The sequence below is a fragment of the Streptomyces sp. NBC_01334 genome, assembly GCF_035983595.1.
Taxonomy (GTDB): domain Bacteria; phylum Actinomycetota; class Actinomycetes; order Streptomycetales; family Streptomycetaceae; genus Streptomyces; species Streptomyces coriariae.
The window spans coordinates 1,401,913-1,424,972 of record NZ_CP130718.1 but is presented as its reverse complement, the minus strand read 5'-3'; the positions used below and the strand labels follow the sequence as shown (position 1 = coordinate 1,424,972).

The 23,060-nt window shown below is 73.1% G+C and carries 24 protein-coding genes; 12 read left to right on the top strand and 12 right to left on the bottom strand.

The window, feature by feature from the left end; translation table 11 throughout:
* Positions 1–173 precede the first annotated feature (173 nt).
* The 3 genes from OG736_RS06520 (at position 174) to OG736_RS06510 (ending at position 4,608) form a co-directional block, all read left to right on the top strand.
* Positions 174–2,561, top strand: a complete 2,388-nt coding sequence (locus OG736_RS06520; RefSeq protein ID WP_327181579.1) for an MFS transporter — start codon at positions 174–176, stop codon at positions 2,559–2,561.
* Positions 2,562–2,856: 295 nt separating this feature from the next.
* A complete protein-coding gene (locus OG736_RS06515; protein ID WP_327181578.1) occupies positions 2,857–3,738 on the top strand; it encodes an SIS domain-containing protein in 882 nt (293 codons plus the stop codon).
* Positions 3,739–3,765: 27 nt separating this feature from the next.
* Positions 3,766–4,608: a class II fructose-bisphosphate aldolase gene (locus OG736_RS06510; RefSeq protein ID WP_327181577.1), complete on the top strand. Its 843-nt coding sequence runs from the start codon at positions 3,766–3,768 to the stop codon at positions 4,606–4,608.
* Here the strand turns inward: OG736_RS06510 and OG736_RS06505 are convergent.
* Positions 4,595–5,734 (bottom strand): methyltransferase, encoded by a 1,140-nt coding sequence (locus OG736_RS06505; protein WP_327181576.1) that lies wholly within the window; start codon positions 5,732–5,734, stop codon positions 4,595–4,597. The genes OG736_RS06510 and OG736_RS06505 overlap by 14 nt on opposite strands.
* 78 nt (positions 5,735–5,812) lie before the next feature.
* Between OG736_RS06505 and OG736_RS06500 the strand changes: the two genes are divergently transcribed.
* Together OG736_RS06500 and OG736_RS06495 are read left to right on the top strand one after the other, a co-directional pair.
* Positions 5,813–6,475, top strand: coding sequence for an alpha-ketoglutarate-dependent dioxygenase AlkB family protein (locus tag OG736_RS06500; protein WP_327181575.1), 663 nt, complete (start codon positions 5,813–5,815; stop codon positions 6,473–6,475).
* A gap of 27 nt (positions 6,476–6,502) precedes the next feature.
* Complete coding sequence (locus OG736_RS06495; RefSeq protein WP_327181574.1) at positions 6,503–7,747, top strand: ROK family protein; 1,245 nt, start codon at positions 6,503–6,505, stop codon at positions 7,745–7,747.
* Positions 7,748–7,842: 95 nt separating this feature from the next.
* Here OG736_RS06495 and OG736_RS06490 read toward each other — a convergent pair whose 3' ends face one another.
* The 4 genes from OG736_RS06490 to OG736_RS06475 form a co-directional block, all read right to left on the bottom strand.
* On the bottom strand, positions 7,843–8,610 hold the full coding sequence (locus tag OG736_RS06490; RefSeq protein ID WP_327181573.1) for an SDR family NAD(P)-dependent oxidoreductase: 768 nt from the start codon (positions 8,608–8,610) through the stop codon (positions 7,843–7,845).
* 79 nt (positions 8,611–8,689) lie between these two features.
* Positions 8,690–9,274 carry a TetR/AcrR family transcriptional regulator gene (locus OG736_RS06485; RefSeq protein ID WP_327181572.1) on the bottom strand — a complete coding sequence of 195 codons (585 nt, stop codon included), beginning with the start codon at positions 9,272–9,274 and terminating at the stop codon, positions 8,690–8,692.
* A gap of 62 nt (positions 9,275–9,336) precedes the next feature.
* Entirely contained in the window at positions 9,337–9,879 is a 543-nt protein-coding gene (locus tag OG736_RS06480) for a hypothetical protein (RefSeq protein WP_327181571.1), read from the bottom strand.
* Between the two features lie 46 nt (positions 9,880–9,925).
* Entirely contained in the window at positions 9,926–10,909 is a 984-nt protein-coding gene (locus OG736_RS06475) for a LysR family transcriptional regulator (RefSeq protein ID WP_327181570.1), read from the bottom strand.
* A 140-nt stretch (positions 10,910–11,049) separates the two neighbouring features.
* Here OG736_RS06475 and OG736_RS06470 point away from each other — a divergent pair, with 140 nt between their 5' ends.
* Genes OG736_RS06470 through OG736_RS06460 form a run of 3 tightly spaced genes read left to right on the top strand, consistent with a single transcriptional unit; the run spans position 11,050 to position 12,930 of the window.
* Positions 11,050–11,565, top strand: a complete 516-nt coding sequence (locus OG736_RS06470) for an SRPBCC family protein (protein ID WP_327181569.1) — start codon at positions 11,050–11,052, stop codon at positions 11,563–11,565.
* 9 nt (positions 11,566–11,574) lie between these two features.
* Entirely contained in the window at positions 11,575–12,459 is an 885-nt protein-coding gene (locus OG736_RS06465) for an NAD(P)-dependent oxidoreductase (protein WP_327181568.1), read from the top strand.
* 48 nt (positions 12,460–12,507) lie between these two features.
* Positions 12,508–12,930: a PPOX class F420-dependent oxidoreductase gene (locus tag OG736_RS06460; protein ID WP_327181567.1), complete on the top strand. Its 423-nt coding sequence runs from the start codon at positions 12,508–12,510 to the stop codon at positions 12,928–12,930.
* A 24-nt stretch (positions 12,931–12,954) separates the two neighbouring features.
* Here the strand turns inward: OG736_RS06460 and OG736_RS06455 are convergent, their stop codons facing one another.
* Genes OG736_RS06455 through OG736_RS06445 form a run of 3 tightly spaced genes read right to left on the bottom strand, consistent with a single transcriptional unit; the run spans position 12,955 to position 15,019 of the window.
* On the bottom strand, positions 12,955–13,863 hold the full coding sequence (locus tag OG736_RS06455) for a phosphotriesterase family protein (RefSeq protein ID WP_327181566.1): 909 nt from the start codon (positions 13,861–13,863) through the stop codon (positions 12,955–12,957).
* The gene (locus OG736_RS06450) at positions 13,860–14,444 is read right to left on the bottom strand and encodes a DUF4865 family protein (protein WP_327181565.1); all 585 of its coding nucleotides are present in this window, start codon (positions 14,442–14,444) and stop codon (positions 13,860–13,862) included. Before OG736_RS06450 ends, OG736_RS06455 begins: the two co-directional genes overlap by 4 nt.
* 8 nt (positions 14,445–14,452) lie before the next feature.
* Complete coding sequence (locus tag OG736_RS06445) at positions 14,453–15,019, bottom strand: TetR/AcrR family transcriptional regulator (protein WP_327181564.1); 567 nt, start codon at positions 15,017–15,019, stop codon at positions 14,453–14,455.
* 187 nt (positions 15,020–15,206) lie between these two features.
* Here OG736_RS06445 and OG736_RS06440 point away from each other — a divergent pair, with 187 nt between their 5' ends.
* The 3 genes from OG736_RS06440 to OG736_RS06430 are packed head-to-tail and all read left to right on the top strand — an operon-like array spanning position 15,207 to position 18,813.
* Positions 15,207–15,500 (top strand): SHOCT domain-containing protein, encoded by a 294-nt coding sequence (locus OG736_RS06440; RefSeq protein ID WP_020125972.1) that lies wholly within the window; start codon positions 15,207–15,209, stop codon positions 15,498–15,500.
* Positions 15,497–16,255 (top strand): ABC transporter ATP-binding protein, encoded by a 759-nt coding sequence (locus OG736_RS06435; RefSeq protein ID WP_327181563.1) that lies wholly within the window; start codon positions 15,497–15,499, stop codon positions 16,253–16,255. Before OG736_RS06440 ends, OG736_RS06435 begins: the two co-directional genes overlap by 4 nt.
* Positions 16,252–18,813 (top strand): ABC transporter permease, encoded by a 2,562-nt coding sequence (locus tag OG736_RS06430; protein WP_327181562.1) that lies wholly within the window; start codon positions 16,252–16,254, stop codon positions 18,811–18,813. Before OG736_RS06435 ends, OG736_RS06430 begins: the two co-directional genes overlap by 4 nt.
* An 84-nt stretch (positions 18,814–18,897) precedes the next feature.
* Here the strand turns inward: OG736_RS06430 and OG736_RS06425 are convergent, their stop codons facing one another.
* On the bottom strand, positions 18,898–19,434 hold the full coding sequence (locus tag OG736_RS06425; RefSeq protein ID WP_327181561.1) for an ATP-binding protein: 537 nt from the start codon (positions 19,432–19,434) through the stop codon (positions 18,898–18,900).
* 224 nt (positions 19,435–19,658) lie between these two features.
* Positions 19,659–19,982 (bottom strand): hypothetical protein, encoded by a 324-nt coding sequence (locus OG736_RS06420; protein WP_327181560.1) that lies wholly within the window; start codon positions 19,980–19,982, stop codon positions 19,659–19,661.
* A gap of 397 nt (positions 19,983–20,379) precedes the next feature.
* Here OG736_RS06420 and OG736_RS06415 point away from each other — a divergent pair, with 397 nt between their 5' ends.
* Positions 20,380–21,504 (top strand): L-cysteine desulfhydrase Cds1, encoded by a 1,125-nt coding sequence (locus OG736_RS06415; RefSeq protein WP_327181559.1) that lies wholly within the window; start codon positions 20,380–20,382, stop codon positions 21,502–21,504.
* A gap of 39 nt (positions 21,505–21,543) precedes the next feature.
* Here OG736_RS06415 and OG736_RS06410 read toward each other — a convergent pair whose 3' ends face one another.
* Positions 21,544–22,014 carry an SRPBCC family protein gene (locus tag OG736_RS06410; RefSeq protein WP_327181558.1) on the bottom strand — a complete coding sequence of 157 codons (471 nt, stop codon included), beginning with the start codon at positions 22,012–22,014 and terminating at the stop codon, positions 21,544–21,546.
* 55 nt (positions 22,015–22,069) lie between these two features.
* Positions 22,070–22,900 carry a DeoR/GlpR family DNA-binding transcription regulator gene (locus OG736_RS06405; protein WP_327181557.1) on the bottom strand — a complete coding sequence of 277 codons (831 nt, stop codon included), beginning with the start codon at positions 22,898–22,900 and terminating at the stop codon, positions 22,070–22,072.
* Positions 22,901–23,060: the final 160 nt, after the last annotated feature.

The following is a 23,060-nucleotide window of genomic DNA, read 5'->3' as shown; positions in this document are numbered from 1 at the left end:
GGGGCCGGGCAGAGCGTTCTGCCCGGCCCGTCGGCCTGACCCGTTCGCCCGGAGTCCTCTGCCCGGTTTCTTCACACGCCGCACACCGAAAGTACTGGTTGCTTGAGTCAATCAAGCAGGCTTACGATGCTGCGCAGTCGTGCAGAACCGCATCCCCCCACGGAGGCTCGGCCATGTCCCATGCGCAACCCAGGTCCGCGGCGGCGGGGGAGGGGTCCGCCGCGCCGCGGGCCGGCCTCGTCGTGGCGGTGCTGGCCTTCGGCGGGATCGTGGTCTCGCTGATGCAGACCCTGGTGATCCCGATCGTCCCGGAGTTGCCGAAGCTGCTCGACGCCCCGGCCTCCGACACGGCCTGGGCGGTCACCGCCACGCTCCTCGCGGCCGCCGTCGCCACCCCCGTCATGGGTCGGCTCGGCGACATGTACGGCAAGCGCCGCATGCTGCTCGTCAGCCTTCTCATGCTGATCGCGGGATCGGTCACGGCCGCCCTCAGCGACGGGCTCGTCCCGATGATCGTCGGCCGGGCCCTGCAGGGACTCGCCTCCGGCGTCATCCCGCTCGGCATCAGCATCATGCGTGACGAACTGCCCGCCGAGCGGCTCGGCTCGGCCACCGCCCTCATGAGCGCCTCCCTCGGCATCGGCGGTGCCCTCGGGCTGCCCGCCGCCGCGCTCATCGCGGACCACTTCGACTGGCACACGCTGTTCTGGACGTCGGCCGTCCTCGGCGTCGTCGCGGCCGTGCTCGTCCCGGTCTTCGTGCCCGAGTCGAAGGTGCGCACCGGCGGACGCTTCGATCTGGTCGGCGCCCTCGGCATGGCGGCCGGGCTGGTGTGTCTGCTGCTCGCGATCTCCAAGGGCGCCGACTGGGGCTGGGGGAGCGGCACCACTCTCGGGCTCTTCGCCGCCGCGGTCGTCGTCCTGCTGCTGTGGGGCGTGTTCGAACTGCGCGTCAGGGAACCCCTGGTGGATCTGCGCACCACCGCCCGCCGCCAGGTGCTGGTGACCAACCTCGCCTCGATGGCCTTCGGCTTCTCCATGTTCGCGATGTCCCTGGTGCTCCCTCAGCTGCTCCAGTTGCCCGAGGCGACGGGCTACGGTCTGGGCAGGTCGCTGCTGGCGGCCGGCCTGGTGATGGCGCCCACGGGCCTGGTGATGATGGCCACCGCGCCGCTCTCCGCGCTGGTCTCCAAGGCGCGGGGCCCGAAGGTGACCCTGATGCTCGGCGCGGTCATCGTCGCCGCCGGGTACGGCCTCAACATCGTGCTGATGGACGCGGTGTGGGAACTCGTCCTGGTCTCCTGTGTCATCGGCGCCGGCATCGGCTTCGCCTACGGGGCCATGCCCGCGCTCATCATGGGCGCCGTGGACCCCTCCGAGACGGCCGCCGCGAACAGTCTCAACACGCTGATGCGGTCCATCGGCACGTCCACCGCGAGCGCTGTCGCCGGCGTGCTCCTGGCCCAGATGACCACCGGCTTCGGCGGCACCGCGCTGCCTTCGGAGAACGGCTTCAAGGTGGTCATGGCCGTCGGTTCCGGAGCGGCCCTCCTGGCCCTCGCCGTCGCCGCGTTCCTCCCGCGGCAGCGGACGGCGGGCACGGCGCCGTCGGCCGCCGAAGCCGTCTCCCCGGTGCCCGCCGAGGCGGGACCGACCGGAGCCGAACAGGCCGTCGCCGTACCGGCCGTCGTCACACCGGACGAGCAGGTCGTGGGTGCCGCGGTGGCCGTGCCGCTGGCCCGCGCGGTGGCGGAACTCGTCGCAGTCGTCCCCGGGCTGACCGACGACGGTCCGGCCGGCGGCGGGCATCCGATACGCGGGCACGTGCGGGGTGCGGAGAACGTGCCCGTGGAGGGCGCCGCGGTCACCCTGATCTCGCTGGGCGGGCGGCAGTCGAGCCGGGCGGTCGCCGGGCCGGACGGCTCCTACGCCGTCGAGGCGCCGGGGGAGGGCACCTACGTGCTCATCGCCTCCGCCGACGGGCACCGGCCGCAGGCGACGACCGTGGTGGTCGGGGCGACGCCGGTCACGTACGACGTGCTGCTCAGCGGCGCCAGCGGGCTCGTCGGCACGGTGCGGTCCGTGGAGAGCGGGGCACCGGTCGCCGGGGCGGTGGTCATCCTCACGGACGTGCGCGGCGATGTGCTGGCCACTGCGCAGACCGACGGCGCGGGAGAGTTCTCCGTCGCCGAGCTGGTGCCGGGCGCGGTGACTCTCGCGGTCAGCTCGCCCAAGCACCGGCCGCTGGCGCTGCCCGTGGAGATCGCCGGCACCGGTGTCACCCGGGTCGACGTCGAGTTGCGGCCCGGCGCGCTGGTGCGGGGCACGATTCGCGGCGCCGGCGCTCCGCTGGGCGACGCCCGGGTGACCCTGGTGGACGCCGCCGGGAACGTCGTGGCGACCGCCACGACGGGCGGCGACGGGGCGTACGCCTTCTCCGACCTGGACGGCGGCCAGTACACGGTCGTCGCGACCGGCTACCCGCCCCGCGCGAGCGGCATCATCCTCGGCGGCGGTGACGTGGACGACCACGACATCGAACTCGCGCACGCCGGGGACTAGTTCACCGTCGGCGGCCACGCGTGCGTGGCCGCCGACCGGCAACGGCACGACGCCAGGCGGCCGGCAACGCACAACGGCGGGCGGGCGGCAGCGGCGGGCCGGCGGCCGGCAGAGCGAAAGCGGCGGGCGATGGCGCACGGCCTGCGGGTTCAGACGAGGAGGGCCCTGATTCCCGTCTTCTCGAAAAACCGGCCCACCGCCGCCGCGTCGGCCGCCGTGTCCGTGACGTTGCTCGAATGATGGCCCTATCTTGCATGAACAAGCATGAGCAGTCACCGTCGGGGAGAGGTGGGGCATGACCCACGTCGAGGACGAACTGACCGACCAGCCCGCGTGCTGGACCCGAGCCGCAGCCGAAGTCTTCCGATACGCAGGCGAGTTGCCGATGCCCGGGGAGCGGGTGGCGATCGTCGGGTGCGGCACCTCGTACTTCATGGCCCAGGCCGCGGCCGCCCTGCGCGAGGGTGCGGGGCACGGCGAGACCGACGCCTTCGCCGCCTCGGAGTTCCCCCACGCCCGCTCCTACGACCGGATCGTCGCCCTGACCCGGTCCGGCACCACCACCGAGGTCCTCGGCCTGCTCGGCCGGATGCGCGGACGCACCCGCACGACCGCGATCACCGCCGACCCGCACACCCCGGTCATGGAGTCGGCCGACCACGTCGTGGTCCTGGACTACGCCGACGAACGCTCCGTCGTGCAGACCCGGTTCGCGACCACCGCGCTCACCCTGCTCCGCGCCCACTTCGGCCTGCACGGCGACAGGGTCGTCACCGACGCCCGCACCGCGCTCGCCGGGCCGCTTCCCCGGGGGCTCGTGGACTGCGGGCAGTTCACCTTCCTCGGACGCGGCTGGACCGTCGGACTGGCGAACGAGGCCGCGCTGAAGATGCGCGAGGCATCGCTGTCCTGGACCGAGGCCTATCCCGCGATGGAGTACCGGCACGGCCCCATCAGCATCGCCACCGCCTCCACCGCGACCTGGATGTTCGGCGAGGCACCCGACGGGCTGGCCCGACAGGTGGGCGCCACCGGCGCGTTGTGGGTGCCGGGTGAACTGGACCCCCTCGCCGAACTGGTCCGCGCCCAGCGCCTCGCCGTGGCCGTCGCCGCCGCCCGCGGCCTCGATCCGGACCGCCCGCGCCACCTCACCCGCTCGGTGATCCTCACCCCCTGAGCCCTCGACTCCCGAAGAGGAGCTGCCGTGCCGCTCACCACCACCGGCGAACTGGTCAACCGGGCGCACACGGCCCGTACGGCCGTCGCCGCCTTCAACATCATCACGCTGGAACACATCGAGGCCGTCATCGCCGGCGCCGAGTCCGCGGGCGCGCCCGTCGTCCTCCAGGTCAGCGAGAACGCCGTCGCCTACCGCCAGGGGCACCTGCTCCCGCTCGCCCGCGCCGCCGCCGTCGCGGCCGAACAGGCCGCCGTGCCGGTCGCGTTGCATCTCGACCACGTCCAGAGCGATCCGCTGCTCCGCCGGGCGGCCGACGCGGGCTTCAGTTCGGTCATGTACGACGCTTCCCGCCTGCCGTACGAGGAGAACCTCGCCGCGACCCGTGCCGCCGTGGAGCTGGCGCATGCCCGAGGGCTGTGGATCGAGGCCGAGTTGGGGGAGATGGGCGGCAAGGGCGCGCATGCGCCCGGTGCCCGCACCGACCCGGCCGAGGCCCGCGCGTTCGTGGCGGACTCCGGTGTGGACGCCCTGGCCGTCGCCATCGGCAGCGTCCACGCGATGACCACCCGCACCGCCGTCCTCGACCACGGCCTGCTCGAGCGGCTCCGCACGGCCCTCGACGTGCCCCTGGTCCTGCACGGCTCCTCCGGCGTCCCGGACCGGGAGCTGACGGCCGCCGTCACGGGCGGCATCGCCAAGGTCAACATCGGCACCGCCCTCAACCAGGCCTTGACCGGCGCGATCCGCGAACACCTGGGAGCGCATCCGGACGCGGTCGACGCCCGGCCCTACCTGAGCGCGGGGCGGGACGCCATGGCGCGCACCGTCGAGCGGATCGTCACCGGTGTCGGGCTCACCCTCGCCTGACAGACCTCAGCACCACGAACTTCCGGTCACCGGCGACCAGTTCACTGTTGCCGAACAGCCGCTTCAGCTTCAGGTGGTAGCCCAGGTGCCGGTTGCCCACCACCCACAGCTCGCCGCCCGGCCGCAGGGCGCGCCGGGCCCCCGTGAACATCCGCCATGCCGTGGCGTCCGTCGTCGCCTGGTGGGAGTGGAACGGCGGGTTGTTCAGCACGACGTCCACACTGCCGTCCGCCACTCCCGCGAGCCCGTCCCCGACCCGGAACTCGGCGTGCCCCGGCACCCCGTTCGCCTTGTACGTGGCCTCCGCCGACGCCACCGCCTGGAACGACTCGTCCGTGAACAGCACCTCGGCCTCCGGGTTGGCCAGCGCCACCGCCGTGCCGACGATGCCGTTGCCGCAGCCCAGGTCGACGACCCGGCGGGTGCCGCTGGTCGTCGGCAGGTGCTTCAGGAGGAACCGGGTGCCGATGTCGAGCCTGTCGGCGCAGAACACGCCCGCGTGGTTGACGACCGGACGGCCGGAGAGAGCGCCGCCGACATCGTCGGGAAGGTCGTAGGCGTACGGCCACGGGTTGGCGGGGCGGCGCAGCGACGGGTCCGGGGTGCAGAAGACGAGCCGGGCCTTCTGCTCGGCGAGCGAGGTCCGGGTAGGCCCGAGGATCCGCTCGAACAGCCTCAGCGTCGAGGTGTGGATCTCCTTCACCATGCCGGTGCCGACGACGACCGTGCCCGGGTGCACGGCGGGGGCCAGCCGCAGCAGCTGGTCCTCAAGCAGCGCCAGGCTCTTGGGCACCCGGACCAGAAGCACGTCGATCCGCTCCGGCGCCGGGTCCTGGGTGGTGAGCAGCCGGACCGCGCCGGTCTCGACGCCGGCCCGCGCCAGGTTCGCCCGGGTCGCCTCCTGGCCCAGCCAGGAGTCGGTGATCTGCGTGGGGCGGTGCGCCGCGAGGGCCGTGGCCAGCGCGCCCCAGCGGTCCCCGAGCACCACCACCGTGCCGGTCAGCGGGACGTCCCGCTCCGCGAGGTGTCTGAGCAGGTACGCGTCGGATGCGTCCCAGGCGCGCAGCGGCTCGCGCGGATCCTCGGGGTGGCGGGCCAGCGTGACCTCGCCCCACGGCGTCGTCATAGGGTCGTTCATCGTGCTTCAAGGCTAACCGAGCAGCAGATCAGGCCCGGTGTCGGACCCATGGCGGAGGATGGGTCCATGGACTCCGAGCTGTTTCCGCGGGAACGTGCGCAGGTCGCGCCGGGCGCGGTGCACGTGCCCGACTGGGCGGACCCGGCACATCAGCGTGAGCTGCTCCGGGCCTGCCGGGACTGGGCCCGTCCGCCGGCGGGCCTGCGCACGGTCCGTACACCCGGCGGCGGCACGATGACCGCCCGCCAGGTCTGCCTGGGCTGGCACTGGTACCCGTACGCCTACGCCCGTACCGTCAGCGACGGTGACGGCGCGCCCGTCAAGCCCTTCCCCGCCTGGCTGGGCGAGCTGGGCCGGCGCGCGGTGGCCGACGCGCTGGGACCGGAGCAGGCCCGGGGCGCCGCGTACGACATCGCGCTGATCAACTTCTACGACGGCGACGCCCGGATGGGCATGCACCGTGACGCCGACGAGAAGTCCGACGCGCCCGTGGTCTCCCTCAGCCTCGGCGACACCTGCGTCTTCCGCTTCGGCAACCCGCGGACCCGGACCCGGCCCTACACCGACGTCGAGCTGCGCAGCGGCGACCTGTTCGTGTTCGGGGGGCCGTCGCGGCTCGCGTACCACGGAGTGCCGCGGGTCCTCCCGGGCACGGCACCGGCCGGCCTCGGCCTGACCGGACGGCTGAACATCACACTGCGGGTCAGCGGCTTCCCCGACGTCACCTGAGGAACGGATCATGGGAGACTCGCCCTCATGAGCGGCAAGGCGGACCCCCGGCCGGCGGGGGATGGGACCACCTCGAGAGCGCGGCTGGACCGGGGGCGCGGTGCGCTCGGGCCCGCGTTGGAGCTCGTGCACACCGGACGGGCGCCCACCCGCGCGGTTCTCACCGCCGAACTGGGCGTCACCCGTGCGACGGCCGGCGCGGTCGCCGCGGAGCTGGAGGCGCTGGGCCTGATCAGGGTCGACGCGCGGCCGGGTGCCGCCGCCGGTTCGCAGGGCCGCCCCTCCCACCGGCTCGAGGTGGCCGAGGAAGGCCCGGTCGCCCTCGCCGCACAGGTCCACGCCGACGGGTTCCGGGCCGCGCTGGTCGGTCTCGGCGGGCGGATCGTCGCCACCACGCCCAGCTGCGAGACGGTCGACGCCGACCCCGCCAAGGTGCTCGGCGCCGCCGTCGACGCCGGCGCCGAACTGCTGCGGCAGACGGGCCGGCCCTGTGTGGGCGCCGGACTCGCCGTACCGTCCGCGGTCACCGAACCCGAGGGGCTGGCGCTGAACCCGCTGCACCTGGCGTGGCCGGTGGGCGCCCCCGTGCGGGAGATCTTCGCCGAACGCATCCGCGCCGCCGGTCTCACCGGCCCCGGATTCGTGGGCAACGACGTCAACCTCGCCGCCCTCGCGGAACACCGGCACGGCGCCGGACGCGGCGCCCGCGACCTGCTGTGCGTGGCCACCGGGCACCGGGGCGTCGGTGGCGCACTGGTGCTGGACGGGCGTCTGCACACGGGCAGTTCGGGCCTCGCCCTGGAGGTCGGCCATCTCACCGTCAACCCCGAGGGCCGTCCCTGCTACTGCGGCAGCCGGGGCTGTCTCGACGTCGAGGCGGATCCGCTCGCCCTCCTCACCACCGCGGGCCGCGAACCCGGCCCCGAGGGCTCCCTGCTCCAGCAGGCCAACGAGCTGATCCACGCGGAGTACGGGGATCCGGTGGTCCGCATGGCCGCCGAAGCCCTGATCGACCGGCTCGGCCTGGGTCTGGCCGGTCTGGTGAACATCCTCAACCCCGACCGGATCATCCTCGGCGGTCTGCACCGGACCCTCCTCGACGCCGACCCCGACCGGCTGCGTGCCGTCGTCGCCGACCGGAGCCTGTGGGGCCGCAGCGGCGGCGTCCCCATCCTCGCCTGCTCGCTCGATCACAACAGCCTGGTCGGCGCGGCCGAGTTGGCCTGGCAGCCGGTGCTGGACGATCCGCTGGGGGCGCTGGGCCCCGTGTGAGACAGGGCGCTGTCCACGGCCCTGCGCGGCCTACCGCAGGGCCCGCCTACCGCACGGCCGGTCCACTGCACCGCCGGGTCCACTGCACCGCCGGTCTACAGGGCGGCCCCGCCGTCGATCACCAGGTCGGTGCCCACGACGGACGCCGCGTCGTCCGAGGCGAGATACAGCACCGCCCGGGCCACCTCCTCGGTCGACGACACCCGGCCCAGCGGTGACTGCTCCTTCATCCGCAGGGCACGCTCGGCCTCGGACTCGCCCGGCCGCAGCGACATGGCCGTCGCGGACGGGCCGGGGCTGACGGCGTTGATCCGGACGCCGTCGCTGATGTGTTCCAGCGCGGCACCGCGGGTCAGTGCGGTCACGGCCGCCTTGCTCGTGGCGTACGCGGTCAGGCCCCGGATCTGCCGGTGCACGCCGATGTTGGACGACACGTTGACGATCGCGCCGCCGCCCGGCTGCGTCCGCATCTGCCGCACCTCGGCCCGCAGGGCGAGGAAGACACCGGTCAGGTTGGTGTCGACCATGGACCGCCAGTCCTCCTCGTCGACGTCGGCGAGCGGCCGTCCCGCCCGGAGGACACCCGCGTTGTTGACGGCGACGTCGAGCGAGCCGAACCGGTCGACGGCCGCCCGGACGAGTGCGTCCAGGTCGGTGGCGCGCGAGACGTCGGCGACCCGGGCGAGCGCGGTTCCGCCGGCCCGCTCGACGAGCCCGACCGTCTCGTCGAGCGAGGCGCCGGTGCGCCCGGCCACGACGACCCGGGCCCCCTCGGCCGCGAAGGCCAGGGCGAGGGTGCGTCCGATGCCGGAACCACCACCGGTGACGAGTGCGGTGCGGCCGGAGAAGCGGTTCCGGAGCATGGCAGTCCTTTCAAGACCGATCATTCCAGTATGTGGGCCGGTAAAAGCGACCCCGACGGTTCCCATGGGTCGGGGTCGGTCAGTCCAGCAGTGTGAGCGCCTGCTCCGCCGCGTCCCGCACCCGCGCGGGATCGGGCGAGGCCTTGCCGACCACCCGCAGTCCCTGGAGCAGGACCAGCAGCATGCGCGCCAGCCCGCGCGGATCACGCCCGGCCGGCAGTTCGCCCTGCGCCCGCGCGCGCACCAGTGTCGACTCCAGCAGCGTCTCCAGGTGCTCCCAGCTCCGCTCGACCCGGCGGGCCGCCGCGGCGTCGTGCGGGGCCAGTTCCGCCGCCGTGTTGGTGACGAGGCAGCCGTACGCCCGGCTCGCCTCGTCCGTCGCCTCCGCGGCGAACCGCCGCACCACGGCACGCACCGCGGGGAGCGCGGGCCCCGGCTGCGACAACTCGTCCAGGAGCAGCGGTTGGTGCTTCTCCCCGTACCGGTCCAGCGCCTTCAGGTACAGCTCGTGCTTGTTGCCGAAGGTCGCGTAGAGACTGGCGCGGCCGATGCCCAGATGCTCGACGAGGTCCGCCATCGAAGTGGCCTCGTAGCCGCGCCGCCAGAACAGCTCCAGTGCCGACTGGAGGGCCGCGTCCGGGTCGAACTCCTTGCTTCTGGCCATGAGGTGACGCTAGATCAAACGAGAATGATCGGTCAAGTACGGAGTGGGGTGTGGGGTGCGGGTCAGTCGTCCTCGCAGGCGTCGGCGCGGAACTCCTCGACCGACGCGGTGAGATAACCGTCGTCGTCGGCGCCCGGCACGTCACCCGCGAAGTAGCGCACCCGGCCCGGGACGAGCGCGGCCAGGTGGGCGAGCGTGAAGGAGACGGCGGTCGTCGACCAGGAGTTGTCCTCGGTCCCGCCGTGCAGGATGTAGGTGCGCTGCCGCTCGAGCGTGGCCGGCGGCTGCCGGTCGACGCTCCAGCCCCCGCCTCCCGTGCGCAGTGGCCAGGTGACGAAGCCGGTGGCGGGCTCCGCGCGGCTCCAGCTCCCCACGTCCTCGGACTCGTCGCCGTCGTCACCGTCGCCGGTGTACAGGACGGCCGCGTCGATGTGGTGATGACAGACCATCAGCACCCCGACGGGCAGTCCGTCCGCGGTCACCGTGATGCCCGTACTGCCCGCCTCCGGCACCGTGCAGGCGGTCGACGAGGCCAGCACCGCGAGACCGGCGCAGGCCGCGGCGGCGTACCGGATCCGCATGAGCACCCCCTGGAGCAGACTCACATCCTGACCTGGGCAGGCTCAACGGACAAGGCTTGTAGGCCAGTTGCTACCAGGCCCGCGCCGCCGCCCGCAGCCGGTCGCCGACCCGGAGCACATCGGGGTTGGCGTCGCTGCCGGGACGCTGGACGAGAAAGAGCGTGTTGAGCGGGGGTTCCTCGGGGGAGTGGAGGCGGGTCAGCCGGCCCGCCTCCAGGTACTCCTGGCACAGCGAGTGCGGCAGCACGCTGTAGCCGGCGCCCGCGTTGACCGCCGACAGGACCGCGTACAGATTGGGCACCGTGACCGCGGCGCGGGCGGTGAGCTGCTTGCCGAAGACGTTTCGCCAGTAGCGCCGGGCGATGGGCAGGTCCTCGGCGTACGTCACCAGGGGGACGTCCCGCAGCGCGGCGCACAGACCGCCGTCCGCCGCCGGGTACTCCCCGACCCGCCGGGCCCAGACCGGGGAGGCGACCAGGACGTACTCCTCGTCGGCCAGCGGCACCGACTCCAGCGCACGGCCGCGCGGCCGCCGGGTGGCGATCACCAGGTCGTGCCGCCCGGCCCGCATCTCCTCCAGCAGCGGTTCGGTCAGCCCCTGCGTCACCCGCAGCTGAAGCCCGTCGGCGACCAGCGGGGCAAGCGTCGGCAGCACCCGCACGCACAGCAGCTCCGACGGCCCCGCCAGATGCACCGGCGTGCCCTGTCCGGACTGCGGACCGCCGCCCTCGAGCGAGGCCAGCGCGTCGAGCGGCGCGGCGACCTGCCCGGCGAGCTCATGTGCCGGCGGCGTCGGTTCCACCCCCCTGGGGAGCCGGGTGAAGAGCTCACGCCCGGTCTGCTGCTCCAGGGTGCGGATCTGGGCGGTCACGGTGGGCTGCGAGAGCCCCAGCTGCGGGGCGGCCGCCGTGAACGAGCCGGCGCGGTACACGGCCAGAAAGGTACGCAGCAGGTTCAGGTCGGCGTGCGCCGGAAGCTGTCTGCCGACGGCGGCCGCGCCATCCCCGCCGATGAGCTCGCCGATGTCGGGCGTCCGGTTCGTCCGGTTCTCCATACCCACCAGCGTATCCGCCGTGTGCATCGGAGTCCCGATGGCAGATATCGGCCCCTCTATTGGTTTCCCGATGGCCCGCCGTCCTATCGTCCGAAGATGTCGCCGAGCGGCGGCACCCGTACTCCCCCGAAGGGACCTCGATGACCACGCAGAACGCGATCGACTGGCCCGAGAAGTACCTCCCCGGCACCGGCGACAACTTCGTCTCCAACGAGGTGATCGTGCAGGGCCTCACGGCCGCGGAGGTCTGGCGCTTCCTGATCGACACCTCCGAGTGGCAGGGCTACTACGACAACGTCGCCGACATCTCGTTCCCGCAGGGCGGCGGCCCCCAGCTGAAGGACGGCCTCGTCTTCGGCTTCGGCACCTTCGGCTTCCCGCCCCTGGATGCGCTGGTGGTCGAGTTCCAGGCCCCCGCCGACGGCGTTCCCGGCCGCCTGTCCTGGACGGCCGAGCTGAACGGCCCGCCCGAGGAGCACCTGGACGTCCTGCACGCCTGGCTGGTGGAGGACCTGCCCGGCGGCCGGGTCCGCATCCTGACCCAGGAGACCCAGCTCGGGCAGCCCGCGGCCGCCCTGGCGGGCGAGCGGCCGGACCCGATGCTCAACGGCCACCAGGCGTGGCTGGACGGCCTGGTGGGCGCCGCGTCGAAGTAGGTTGAGGCCATGACAGACGAACTGACCGTGAGCGTCCTCGGCACCGGCATCATGGGTGCCGCAATGGCGCGCAACCTCGCCCGGGCGGGACACACCGTGCGCGCCTGGAACCGCACCCGGGCCAAGGCCGAGCCGCTCGCCGCCGACGGCGTCCATGTCGTCGACACCCCCGCCCAGGCCGTCGGGGGTGCGGATGTCGTCCTCACCATGCTCTACGACGGGCCCGCCGCCCTGGAGGTCATGCGCGAGGCCGCGCCCGGCCTGCGTGCCGGAGCGGCCTGGGTGCAGTCGACGACCGCCGGGACCGGAGCCATCGGTGACCTGGCATCCTTTGCGCACGCACACGACCTCGTCTTCTTCGACGCGCCGGTCCTGGGCACCCGGCAACCCGCCGAGGCCGGTCAGCTGACCGTGCTGGCGGCCGGCCCGAGCGAGCACCGCGACGCGGTGGCGCCGGTGTTCGACGCGGTGGGCGCGCGGACGGTGTGGACGGGCGAGGACGGCGGCGAGGGGAGCGCGACGCGCCTGAAGCTGGTGGCCAACAGCTGGGTCATCGCGGCCACCGCCGCGGCCGGCGAGGTTCTCGCCCTGTCGCAGTCCCTCGATGTCGACCCGAACGCGTTCTTCGAGCTGATCGCGGGTGGGCCGCTCGACATGGGGTACCTAAAGGCGAAGACCGGCCTGATCCTCGACGACCGGCTCTCGCCCGCACAGTTCGCGGTCGCGACGGCGGCGAAGGACGCACGGCTGATCGTCGAGGCCGGCCGGGAGCACGGCGTCCGCCTGGACGTGGCGGCGGCGAGCGCCGAGCGTCTGGAGCGGGCCGCCGCTCAGGGCCACGGCGACGAGGACATGGCCGCCGCCTACTTCGCCAGCTTCGACAAGAACGTCTGAACCGCGAGACACCCGAACCGCGAGACACCCGAACCGAGAGGAGATCCCGTGTCAAAGCCCCCGCTGCCGCCCGAGGCCGTCGAACTGCTGAGCCGCCCCAACCCCTGTGTGATGGCGACCCTGCGTTCCGACGGAACCCCCGTCTCCACCCCCACCTGGTACGTCTGGGAGGACGGGCGCGTCCTGATCAGCCTGGACGAGAGCCGGGTCCGCCTCCAGCACCTGCGCCGCGACCCGCGCCTGACCCTCACCGTCCTCGACTCCGACGACTGGTACACGCACGTCACCCTCATCGGGCGGGTGGCCGAGCTGCACGAGGACGAAGGGCTGGCCGACATCGACCGCATCTCCACCCACTACACGGGCAAGCCGTACCCCGACCGGGTCCGCTCGCGTGTCAGCGCCTGGATCGAGATCGACCGCTGGCACGGCTGGGGCGCCATGAAGGACAGCGACCAGGCGTCCACCTGAGCGTCCCGCTCCCTGAGCCGGCGTTCAGCGCCACTCGACGCCGAAGGCCCGCCCCGGGTTCTCCGCCAGGATCCGCGCCACCAGCTCCTCGCCCACGGCGAGCGCCAGCCGTGGCCGGACCCGGCGCAGCAGATACGGCATCCCGGGGCCGCCGTCGACCGAGCGGGCCGCGGCCGTCGTGGTGTCGCCGCCGAGCAGCAGCCGGTCGCCGAATCCGGCATCGGCCAGGGCCCGTACGGCGTCCGGCATCCGCCAGTCGGTGGCGTGGTGGGCGCGTGACGGGCCGTCGAAGGCGAGCCAGCAGCCCGCCTCGGCGGCCTGCCGGTGCACCACTCCGTCGGGCGCCCGGTTGAGGTGCCCGAGGATCACCCGGTGCGGGGGCACGCCCAACTCCCCGCAGAGCAGGTCGACCACGTCGAGCGCGCCGGTACCCAGCTCCAGATGGACGGCGATCGGCGCGTCCGTCGCGTGATGCGCCTCGGCCGCGGCGGCCATGGTCCAGCGGGTGTGCGCGTCGAGGGCGTGGAACCCGCCCGCGACCTTGACCAGCCCGGCGCGGACCCCCGACGTCCCGATGCCCTCGGTCAGTTCGGCCACGAACACCTCGGCGAGCCGGTGCCGCAGGCCGTCGAGCGTCGCCTTGTCGTAGTGGACGTCCTGGTGCAGCCCCGTCGCGGCCACCACCCGCACCCCGGCCTCCCGGGACAGCAGGGGCAGATCCGCCGCGCGCCGGCCCAGACCGTACGGCGTCCACTGCACGACGGCGTCACCGCCCTGCGCGCGGAACGCGGCCAGCTCGGCACGCGCCGCGGAGCGGCTGTTCAGCTCCTGACCGGGCAGCCTGGGACTGCCGAAGAACAGGTGGTCGTGCGCGTCGCACACGCCGAGCCGCTCCGCCGGCAGGTCCCCGAGCACGGTCCGCACGGCGTTCACCACTGCCGGCCTCCGGGCAGGGTGGTCCGCCCCGGCGCCGACAGGTGCAGCACCCGGAACAGGTCGCCGTCGGCCTTCGGCGTGTCGTGCGCCCAGAGCGAGAAGTGCACGCTCTCCCAGCGGCTCGTGTCGACCGCCGCCGCCGCGAGCACCGCGCCCTCCTCTCGCGTCAGCCGCCCCACCTCGTCCGCCGCGTCCCTCGCCGTCTCGGACAGCGCCACGCCGTCCGGGACCGGCTCGCGCCGTCGTACGGCGAACAGGGCGGGGGAACCGGCGGCGACGCCCTCCTCGTAGGCCAGACCGGTCCACTGACGGACCGCCGGACGCCCGAAGTCGTCGCTCAGGCGCTGGAAGCCGCCTCCCCAGAGGAAGCTGTTCATGCCCTCCACGGCGTTCCAGAGGTAGAACGGCGCGTACTGGTTGACCGGCGAACCGCGCACCCCGCGTTCGCGCACCAGGTACGCCTTGAGACCGAGGCCCTCCCAGTCGTCGAGCAGATGCCCGACACGGGACACGCGCGCGTGGATGACGCCCATGTCGTAGTCGGCGGGCAGCGTGAGCTCGTACTGCATGGCGTGCATCGGGCCTCCTAGTCGGCCGGACGGGGCGCGAGCAGCGACAGCAGCCCGCGGACACCCGCGTCGAAGGCGGTCGGTGAACCGGACGCGCGGGCCAGGACGTAGCCGCCCTGGACGGTCGCGACGACGGTGGCGGCGATCGCCTCGCCGTCCAGCTCGGCCCCGAACTGCCCCTGTTCCTTGCCCTCTTCGACGAGGTGCGCGATCCGCTCACGGATCCGGTCGATCGTCTCGTCGACGGGCTCGCGCAGCTCGTCGCTCGCGATCACCTCCGGATCCATCGTCAGCCGCCCGATGGGGCAGCCGCGCAGCACGTCCCGCTCGCGTGTCAGGTACGCCTCGATGCGCTCGTACGGCGTGCCCGGTCCGTCGAGTACTCCCTCGGCGGTAGCCCGCATCTCGTCGGCCGTCCGCCGGATCGCCGCCAGGGCGAGGTCGGGCTTGCCCTTGAAGTGGTGGTACATGCTGCCCTGCCCGGCGCCCGCGCGCTCCAGGATCGCCTTGGGGCTGGTCCCCACGTAACCGCGCTCCCAGAGCAGGTCCCGGGTGGACTCGATCAGCCGCTCCGAAGTGCTCATGACCCGACTGTACATACTAGTAGTTACAGACGTCGAGCCCCGCGGAACAGCCCTCGGGGAGCAGCCGGGACACGCGCGCGTACTCCCGGCGAGGTACGCGCACTGCCGCTGGCCGTACGACGACCCGGACCCCCTCCCGGCGGGACTCTCGAGGCATCACGCAGAACCACTGAGGAGATGACCCGAGATGAACACCCTGGCGAACTGGGACGGTGGCGGACCCGGCCCGTGGATCCTGTTCTTCCCGCTGATCTGGGCGGCCGTCGTCGTGGGCGTCGTCACGCTCCTGCGCCGCACGGTGTGGCGAGGCCGCCGCGGTCCGTGGAGCGCGGCCGGCGACCCCCGGCCCACCGGCGACTCGCCGCTCGCCGTCCTCGGCCGTCGCTTCGCCTCCGGTGAGATCGACGAGGACGAGTACTGGCGTCGGCTGTCCGTCCTGGACGAGCAGTTCGGCCGCACGGGCAAGGGCGGTGCGGCATGAGCACCGCGACCGCCGCCACGGCCACGCGGAACGCCGCGCGGGTCGTCGACGCCGTGAAGGTCCACGGCGTCGGCGACACCGCCGTACGGGCCCTGGACGGGGTGAGCGTGGCCTTTCCGGCCGGACGGTTCACCGCGATCATGGGCCCGTCGGGCTCGGGCAAGTCCACCCTGATGCACTGCGCCGCCGGCCTGGACACCCTCACCTCGGGCACCGCGTACATCGGCGACACCGAACTGCGCACGCTCGACGACCGTCGCCTCACCCTCCTGCGCCGCGACCGGGTCGGGTTCGTCTTCCAGGCGTTCAACCTGGTGCCGACCCTGACCGTCGAGGAGAACATCCGGCTGCCGCTGGACCTGGCGGGCGAGCGGGGCGAGTCGGAGTGGATCGACGCCCTCGTGGACGTCGTCGGACTCCGCGACCGGCTCCACCACCGGCCCTCCGAACTCTCCGGCGGCCAGCAGCAACGTGTCGCCGTGGCACGGGCGTTCGCCGGCCGGCCGGACGTCGTCTTCGCCGACGAGCCTACCGGCAACCTCGACTCCCGCGCCGGGGGAGAGGTGCTCGGGCTCCTCGCCCGCACCGTAAGCCGGACCGGCCGCACGGTCGTCATGGTCACCCACGACCCGGTCGCCGCCACCCACGCCGACGAGGTCGTCTTCCTCGCCGACGGACGGCTCGTGGACCGGATGGAGTCCCCGACCGCCGACCGCGTCCTGGACCGCATGAAAGCCTTCGAGGTGCCGTCATGAACGCGTCCCTGCGACTCAGCCTCTCGTCGCTGCGCGCCCACCGGCGCCGCTTCGCCGGAACCTTCCTCGCCGTCTTCCTCGGGGTGGCCTTCCTGGCCGGAACGCTGGTCATGGGGGACACCCTGCGCGCCGGCTTCGACTCGATGTTCGGCAACGCGACCGCGGGCACCGACGCCGTCGTGCGCGGCGCCGACACCATCACCACCCCCGGCGAGAGCGAGGGCGTGCGACAGCCCGTCCTCACGGACCTGGTCGGCACCGTCGCGGCCGTCCCCGGCGTCGCGGCCGTCGCCCCCGACATCCAGGGCGCGGGGCAACTCGTCGGCAGCGACGGCCGACCGATCGGCGGCCAGGGCCCGCCCACCCTCGCCGGCAACTGGATCACCGACAGGAAGCTCAACCCCTACCGGCTCGCGGAGGGCCGCGCACCGGCCCGGTCCGGCGAGGTCGTCGTCAACCGGGGCACCGCCGAGAAGGGCGGCCTGAAGATCGGCGACACCACCACGCTGCGCACCCCCGACCCCGTGCGCGTGACGATCGTCGGACTCGCGACCTTCGGCGGCGAGGACGGCATGGCCCAGGTGACCTTCACCGGTATGACCCGCGCCGACGCCGAGAAGTACCTCACCGCCAGGCCCGGCCGGGCGACGAGCATCGTCGTGCGCGCCGACCCGGGAGTGAGCCAGGCGGAACTCGTCGACCGGCTGACTCCCGTACTGCCCGAGGGCGTCGAGGCCATCACCGGTCAGGAGTCCGCGCAGGAGAACACCGACATGATCGCCGGCCAGTTCCTGACGATCTTCACCACCTTCCTCCTGGTGTTCTCCGGTGTGGCCCTGCTGGTCGCGACCTTCTCCATCCACAACACGTTCGCGATCGTCGTGGCCCAGCGCGCACGGGAGAACGCCCTGTTGCGTGCCCTCGGCGCCTCCCGCCGCCAGGTCACCGAGGCCACGCTCGTCGAGGCCGCCGCGGTCGCCGTGACCGCTTCGGCCGCCGGACTCGCGGGCGGCATCGGTGTCGCCGCCGGTCTCCAGGCCCTCTTCCCGGCCATCGGATTCCCCTTCCCCGAGGGCGACCTGGTGATCGGCGCCCTGTCGCTGACCGTCCCCCTCGTGGTCGGCGTCCTGGTCTGCCTGGGGTCCGCGCTGCTGCCCGCCGTGCGCGCCGGCCGCACCGCCCCGCTGGCCGCGCTGCGCGAGACGGCCGTGGACTCCTCCGGCGCCTCCCGTCCACGCGCCGTCACAGGCGCGGTCCTGCTCGCCCTCGCCGTCGCGGCGACCCTCACCGGCGTCCTGGTCATCCCGTCCGTGTGGCTGGCGGGAGGCGGAGCCGTCCTGGCCCTGATCGCCTTCGTCGTCCTCGGTCCGGTCGCCGCCGGCACGGCCGTTCACGTCCTCGGCGGCCCTCTGGACCGGCTGCGGGGCGTCACCGGGGGCCTCGCCCGCCGCAACGCCCTGCGCAGCCCGAAGCGGACGGCGGCCACCGCCGGCGCCCTGATGATCGGCGTCGCCGTGGTCTCCCTCTTCACCGTGTTCGGGGCCTCCCTCAAGGCGACCATGGACCAGACCGTCTCCCGTTCCTTCGCGGGCGACGTAGCCGTCAGCACCCCTTCGTTCGGCGCGGGCGGCAGCGGACTCAGCCCCCGGCTCGCACCGGCCCTGGGCAAGCTGCCCGAGGTCGACACGGCCGTCGGACTCGGCCGGGGCGTCGCGGAAGTCGACGGGAGGGGGCGGGCGTTGACCGTCACCGACCCGGTCGCCCTGCGCCGCACCTTCGACCTCGGCACCGTCCGGGGCGACCTGGGCGCCCTCGGGACCGACGGCATCGCCATCACCCGGCAGGAGGCGGACCGCCGGCACCTGACCACCGGTGACACCACCCGGCTCGCCTTCACCGACGGCGACGAGAAGACGTTCACCGTGCGTGCGGTCTACGGCCGCTCCGAACTCGCCGGCGACTACGTCATCACCCGCGCGGCCTGGGCCCCGCACCGCACCCAGGACGCCGACACGCTGCTCGCGGTCTCCTTCGCGGACGGCGTGAGCACGGCCGAGGGCAAGGCCGCGGTGGAGAAGGTCGCGGCCCTCTACGGCAACCCCGAGGTGCAGACCCGCGCCGAGTACGCGCAGTCCTCGGCCGGCGGCATCGACATGATGCTCACCCTGGTCTACGCCCTGCTCGCCCTCGCGGTCCTCATCGCGCTGCTGGGTATCGCCAACACGCTGACCCTGGCGATCCACGAACGCACCCGTGAGCTCGGCCTGCTCCGGGCCGTAGGCCAGACCCGGTCCCAACTGCGGGCCATGGTCCGCTGGGAGTCGGTCCTGGTCGCCGCGTTCGGCACGGCGGGCGGCCTGGCCCTCGGCGCCTTCCTCGGCTGGGTGCTGGTCCGGGCCTCCGACGGATCGAGCGACAGCGCCTTCGCCTTCGCGCTGCCGCCCGCGCGACTCGCCGTGGTGGCCCTGGTGGGCATCGCCGCCGGAGCCCTCGCCGGGTCGCGTCCGGCCCGGCGCGCGGCACGCCTGGACGTGCTGCGGGCCATCGCCACGGAGTGACGTACACCCGGACGGCGTACGCCTCAGGGACCGGTCACCGTGGCCCAGGGTGACAGACGCCCCGAAGGTGACGTCACCGCCCGGTCAGCCGACGACGGCCGACCGGGCGGGGGCATGTGCGGGCCGCAGGTCGTCGACGGACACGACCTCCGTGAACCGCGGCGGGACCTGCTCCCTGGGCGTACGACGCGGCGGACGCGCCGACAGCTCCCGCGTGGCGACGGGGGCCGGCAGCGTGAACCACACGACCTTGCCGGACTCGCCGTCCGGCCGGGCGCCCCAGCTCTCGCTCACCGCCGCCACCATGGCCAGGCCGCGCCCGCAGGTGGCGAGCGCCTCGTCGTCGACGACCCCCACGACCGGCAGGCGCGGGTCGTGGTCACGCACCGAGACGGTGAGCCGGTCGAGCAGCAGCTCCATCTCCACGACGCACATCTTGTCGGGCTGCGCGTGCAGGTGGACGTTGGTCAAAAGCTCCGTCACACCGAGCGCGGCGCGGTCTATGAGTGGATCCATATGCCAGTAGCGCAACTGCGCCGATACGATTCTGCGGACCTGGCCGATCCGCGACGGCAGGGCCTGAAGCTCGACCGTGCAGTGCCTGTTCGGGTTGGTGATCACGGCTGCGACTCCCCGACTTAGGTCCGGAAGAACACGGGATTCGGATCGAGCAGAGCGTCTGCGCAAGGCGGCCGCCTGCTGTCGTGGCCGGCGGGCTGGTTCGCAGCGTTATCGCCGGTAAACCCAGAGTGACGTGAGACCAGAGTGACGCAGTGGCCGCAGTGCCGCAACTCGCGTGGGCCAGGCCACCCGTTCGGCCTCGGGCGCGGTACATCGGCGCCGGCTCAGCCGCCGCGCCCCGCCGCCCTGCGCACGGCTTCGATGAAGCGGCGCGCCGCGGGTGGCCCCGGTTCGCCGGGCGCCGGGTCGTGGTCGCCGAGGGTCAGCAGATACCGGTTGCCGTTGAGGTCGGCCAGCGCCCGGTCCTCCGGCGCGAACCAGGGCCTGGAGGCGCGGACCGCCTGCACGGGCGCGCTGTCGATCTCGCTGCCGTAGCTGGTCAGCAGCTCCAGCCTGCCGTCGCTGATCCGGACCTGGCCGGCTCGGGTGAGCGAACGCAGCCGCTTGCCGATGCGCACGCCCGTAGCCGTGAACTCCGGCTCCGCCATGCCTCCCCGCCCCCTTGTGTGCCTGGGTGAGCCGAACCGTGCACCCGCGTGGGTCGTGATCCAGCCCGCGTCGTGATCGAACCCGTCCTCGGTCCAGTGTGCGCCCCCGTCCGGGCCCCGCGTCCGGACCGGCGTCATCACCTCGCCCGGACCTTCGCCCGACCCGGTGCAGTCTGCCCGCGCCCGGCGTCGAGCACCAGTGCGCACGACGCCCCGGCGCTACCCGTCCGGAGCATTCGCGGGAATGCGCCCCCATGCCCCCAAAGCCGCCCCCCAGGGCCGCCTTTGAGGCTCTCAAAGGTGTGTTTATGCAGGTGAGAAGCGTGTGACTGGTGCTTATGATCGGTGTGTCGGCCGCGCGGACCACCGTCGGCGCGAAGCCTGAAGGAGCCCCGCCGTGACCACCCCTCAGCACAACAGGACCGGCGCCACCCTCGACGTCGACCGCACTGACATCGCCTACCGCGACTGGCTGAAAGAAGCCGTCCGCAAGGTCCAGGCCGACGCCAACCGCTCGGCCGACACCCATCTCCTGCGCTTCCCGCTCCCCGAGAAGTGGGGCATCGACCTGTATCTCAAGGACGAGTCGACCCACCCCACCGGCAGCCTCAAGCACCGACTCGCCCGCTCGCTCTTCCTGTACGGCCTGTGCAACGGCTGGATCCGGCCGGGCTGTCCGGTGATCGAGGCCTCCAGCGGTTCGACGGCCGTCTCCGAGGCGTACTTCGCCAAGCTGATCGGCGTGCCCTTCATCGCGGTGATGCCGCGCACGACGAGTGCCGAGAAGATCCGCCTGATCGAGTTCCACGGCGGCCGGTGCCACTTCGTCGACGACTCCCGCACGATGTACGAGGAGTCCGCCCGCCTCGCGGCGGACAGCGGCGGCCACTACATGGACCAGTTCACCTACGCCGAACGGGCCACGGACTGGCGCGGGAACAACAACATCGCCGAATCCATCTTCCGCCAACTGGAGTGGGAGCGGTTCCCGGAGCCCGCCTGGATCGTGGCCACGGCCGGCACCGGCGGCACCTCCGCGACCCTCGCCCGGTACGTCCACTACACACAGCGAAACACCCGCATCTGCGTCGCCGACCCGGAGAACTCGTGCTTCTTCGAGGGCTGGACCACCGGCGATCCGGACGTCACCTGCGACTGCGGCTCACGCATCGAGGGCATCGGCCGACCGCGCATGGAACCCAGCTTCGTGCCCGGCGCCGTCGACCGGATGATGAAGGTCCCGGACGCGGCCAGTGTCGCCGCCGTACGCGCCCTGGAACGGGCCATCGGCCGCAAGGCGGGCGGCTCGACCGGCACCGGACTGTGGAGCGCGCTGAAGATCGTCGCCGGGATGGTGGCCGACGGACACCGCGGCAGCGTCGTCACCCTGCTGTGCGACCCGGGCGACCGCTACCTCGACAAGTACTACTCCGACACCTGGCTCGCCGAACAGGGCCTCGACATCGCCCCCTACACCGCCGCGATCGAATCGCTGCTGGCCACGGGCGTGTGGCCGGCCTGACCTCCGACACGCGCCGCCCGAGCGGAAGGGCCGGAACCCTTACGGGGTGAGCCGGCGGTCCAGCTTCGTCACCGCGTCCCGGAACGACCGCCCCAGACCGGCCCGGGCCAGCCGCAGGACCGCCCGGAACGCCCCGTTGCCGTCGGCGGCGAACGTCCACTGCACGCGCGTCCCCGCCCCGGCCGGCGTCAGCCGCCACTCCTCGACCAGCGCCCGGACGCCCGGCGCGTTGGTCACGTCCACGCGGTAGGCGTACAGCTCCGGCTCCTTCGCCACGAGCACCGTCTCCCGGAAACGCGTGCCGCCCCTGAGCCGTACGTCGCGCCCCGCGCCGTCGTCCAGGGGCTGGACGGACGTCACGGCCGGGAACCACTCCGCCCAGCCGGACACGTCCTCGGCGAGGGCGCGGAAGACGAGCTCAGGGGGAGCGGACACCTCCCGGGCGAAAACCAGCCGTACAGGAGCGGTCTCGACGAACGGGAGTCCTTCGGGGCGCAGCCGGTGAGCCATGCGCACAACCTCCTCGGGGCGAGGAAACGGGTGCGTCACCCTAGCCGCAGGCCCTTCAGATGTCTGTACCCTCACCGGGCTCGCCCGCGACCACCAGCCGCCGCAGGTGCTCGGCGACCTCCACGCGCGCCGCCTCCGGCAGCCCCGCGTCCGTCACCAGCGTGTCGACCTGCTCCAGCGCCGCGAACGAACTCAGGCCCACCACACCCCACTTGGTGTGGTCCGCGACCACCACGACCCGGCGCGCCGACTGCACCAGACGCCGGTTGGTCTCGGCCTCCGCGAGGTTCGGTGTGGAGAGACCGGCCTCGGCCGATATCCCGTGCACACCGAGGAACAGCACGTCGAAGTGGAGCGCCGCGATGGCCTGGTCGGCGACCGGACCCACCAGCGAGTCGGACGGCGTGCGCACCCCGCCGGTCAGCACGACCGTGGCAGCGCCCTGCCGGGGGCCCGAGGTGCGCTGCGCCACGTGGAAGACGTCGGCCACGCGCACCGAGTTGGTCACCACGGTCAGATCCGGCACGTCCACCAGATGATGCGCCAGCGCGTACGTCGTCGTACCGCCCGACAGCGCGATCGCGCTGCCCGGGGCGACGAGCTCCGCCGCCGCCTTCGCGATGTCCTCCTTGGCGGTCAGCTCCAGACCCGACTTCGCCTCGAATCCCGGCTCGTGGGTGCTCGCCTCCACGACCGGCACCGCACCGCCGTGCACCTTCTCCAGGACACCCTGCCGCGCCAGCGCGTCGAGGTCGCGGCGCACCGTCATGTCCGACACGCCGAGCTTGCGGGTCAGCTCGTTGACCCGTACGCCGCCCCGGCGGCGTACCTCGTCCAGGATCAGGGCGCGGCGCTGCTCCGCGAGGAGGTTCTGATTCTCACTCACGTACGCTCCGGTCCTTTCCCTCAGCCCGTCCGACAGGCCCGCTCACCTGCTCCGACGAGGCCATTCTCGCCGATTCCGGTGCGGGGGCGTCCCATCCTCGCACGGCTTGCACACAGCTGGTCCACCACCCCGACGCGTGCATGCCACTCACGTGTGGCGT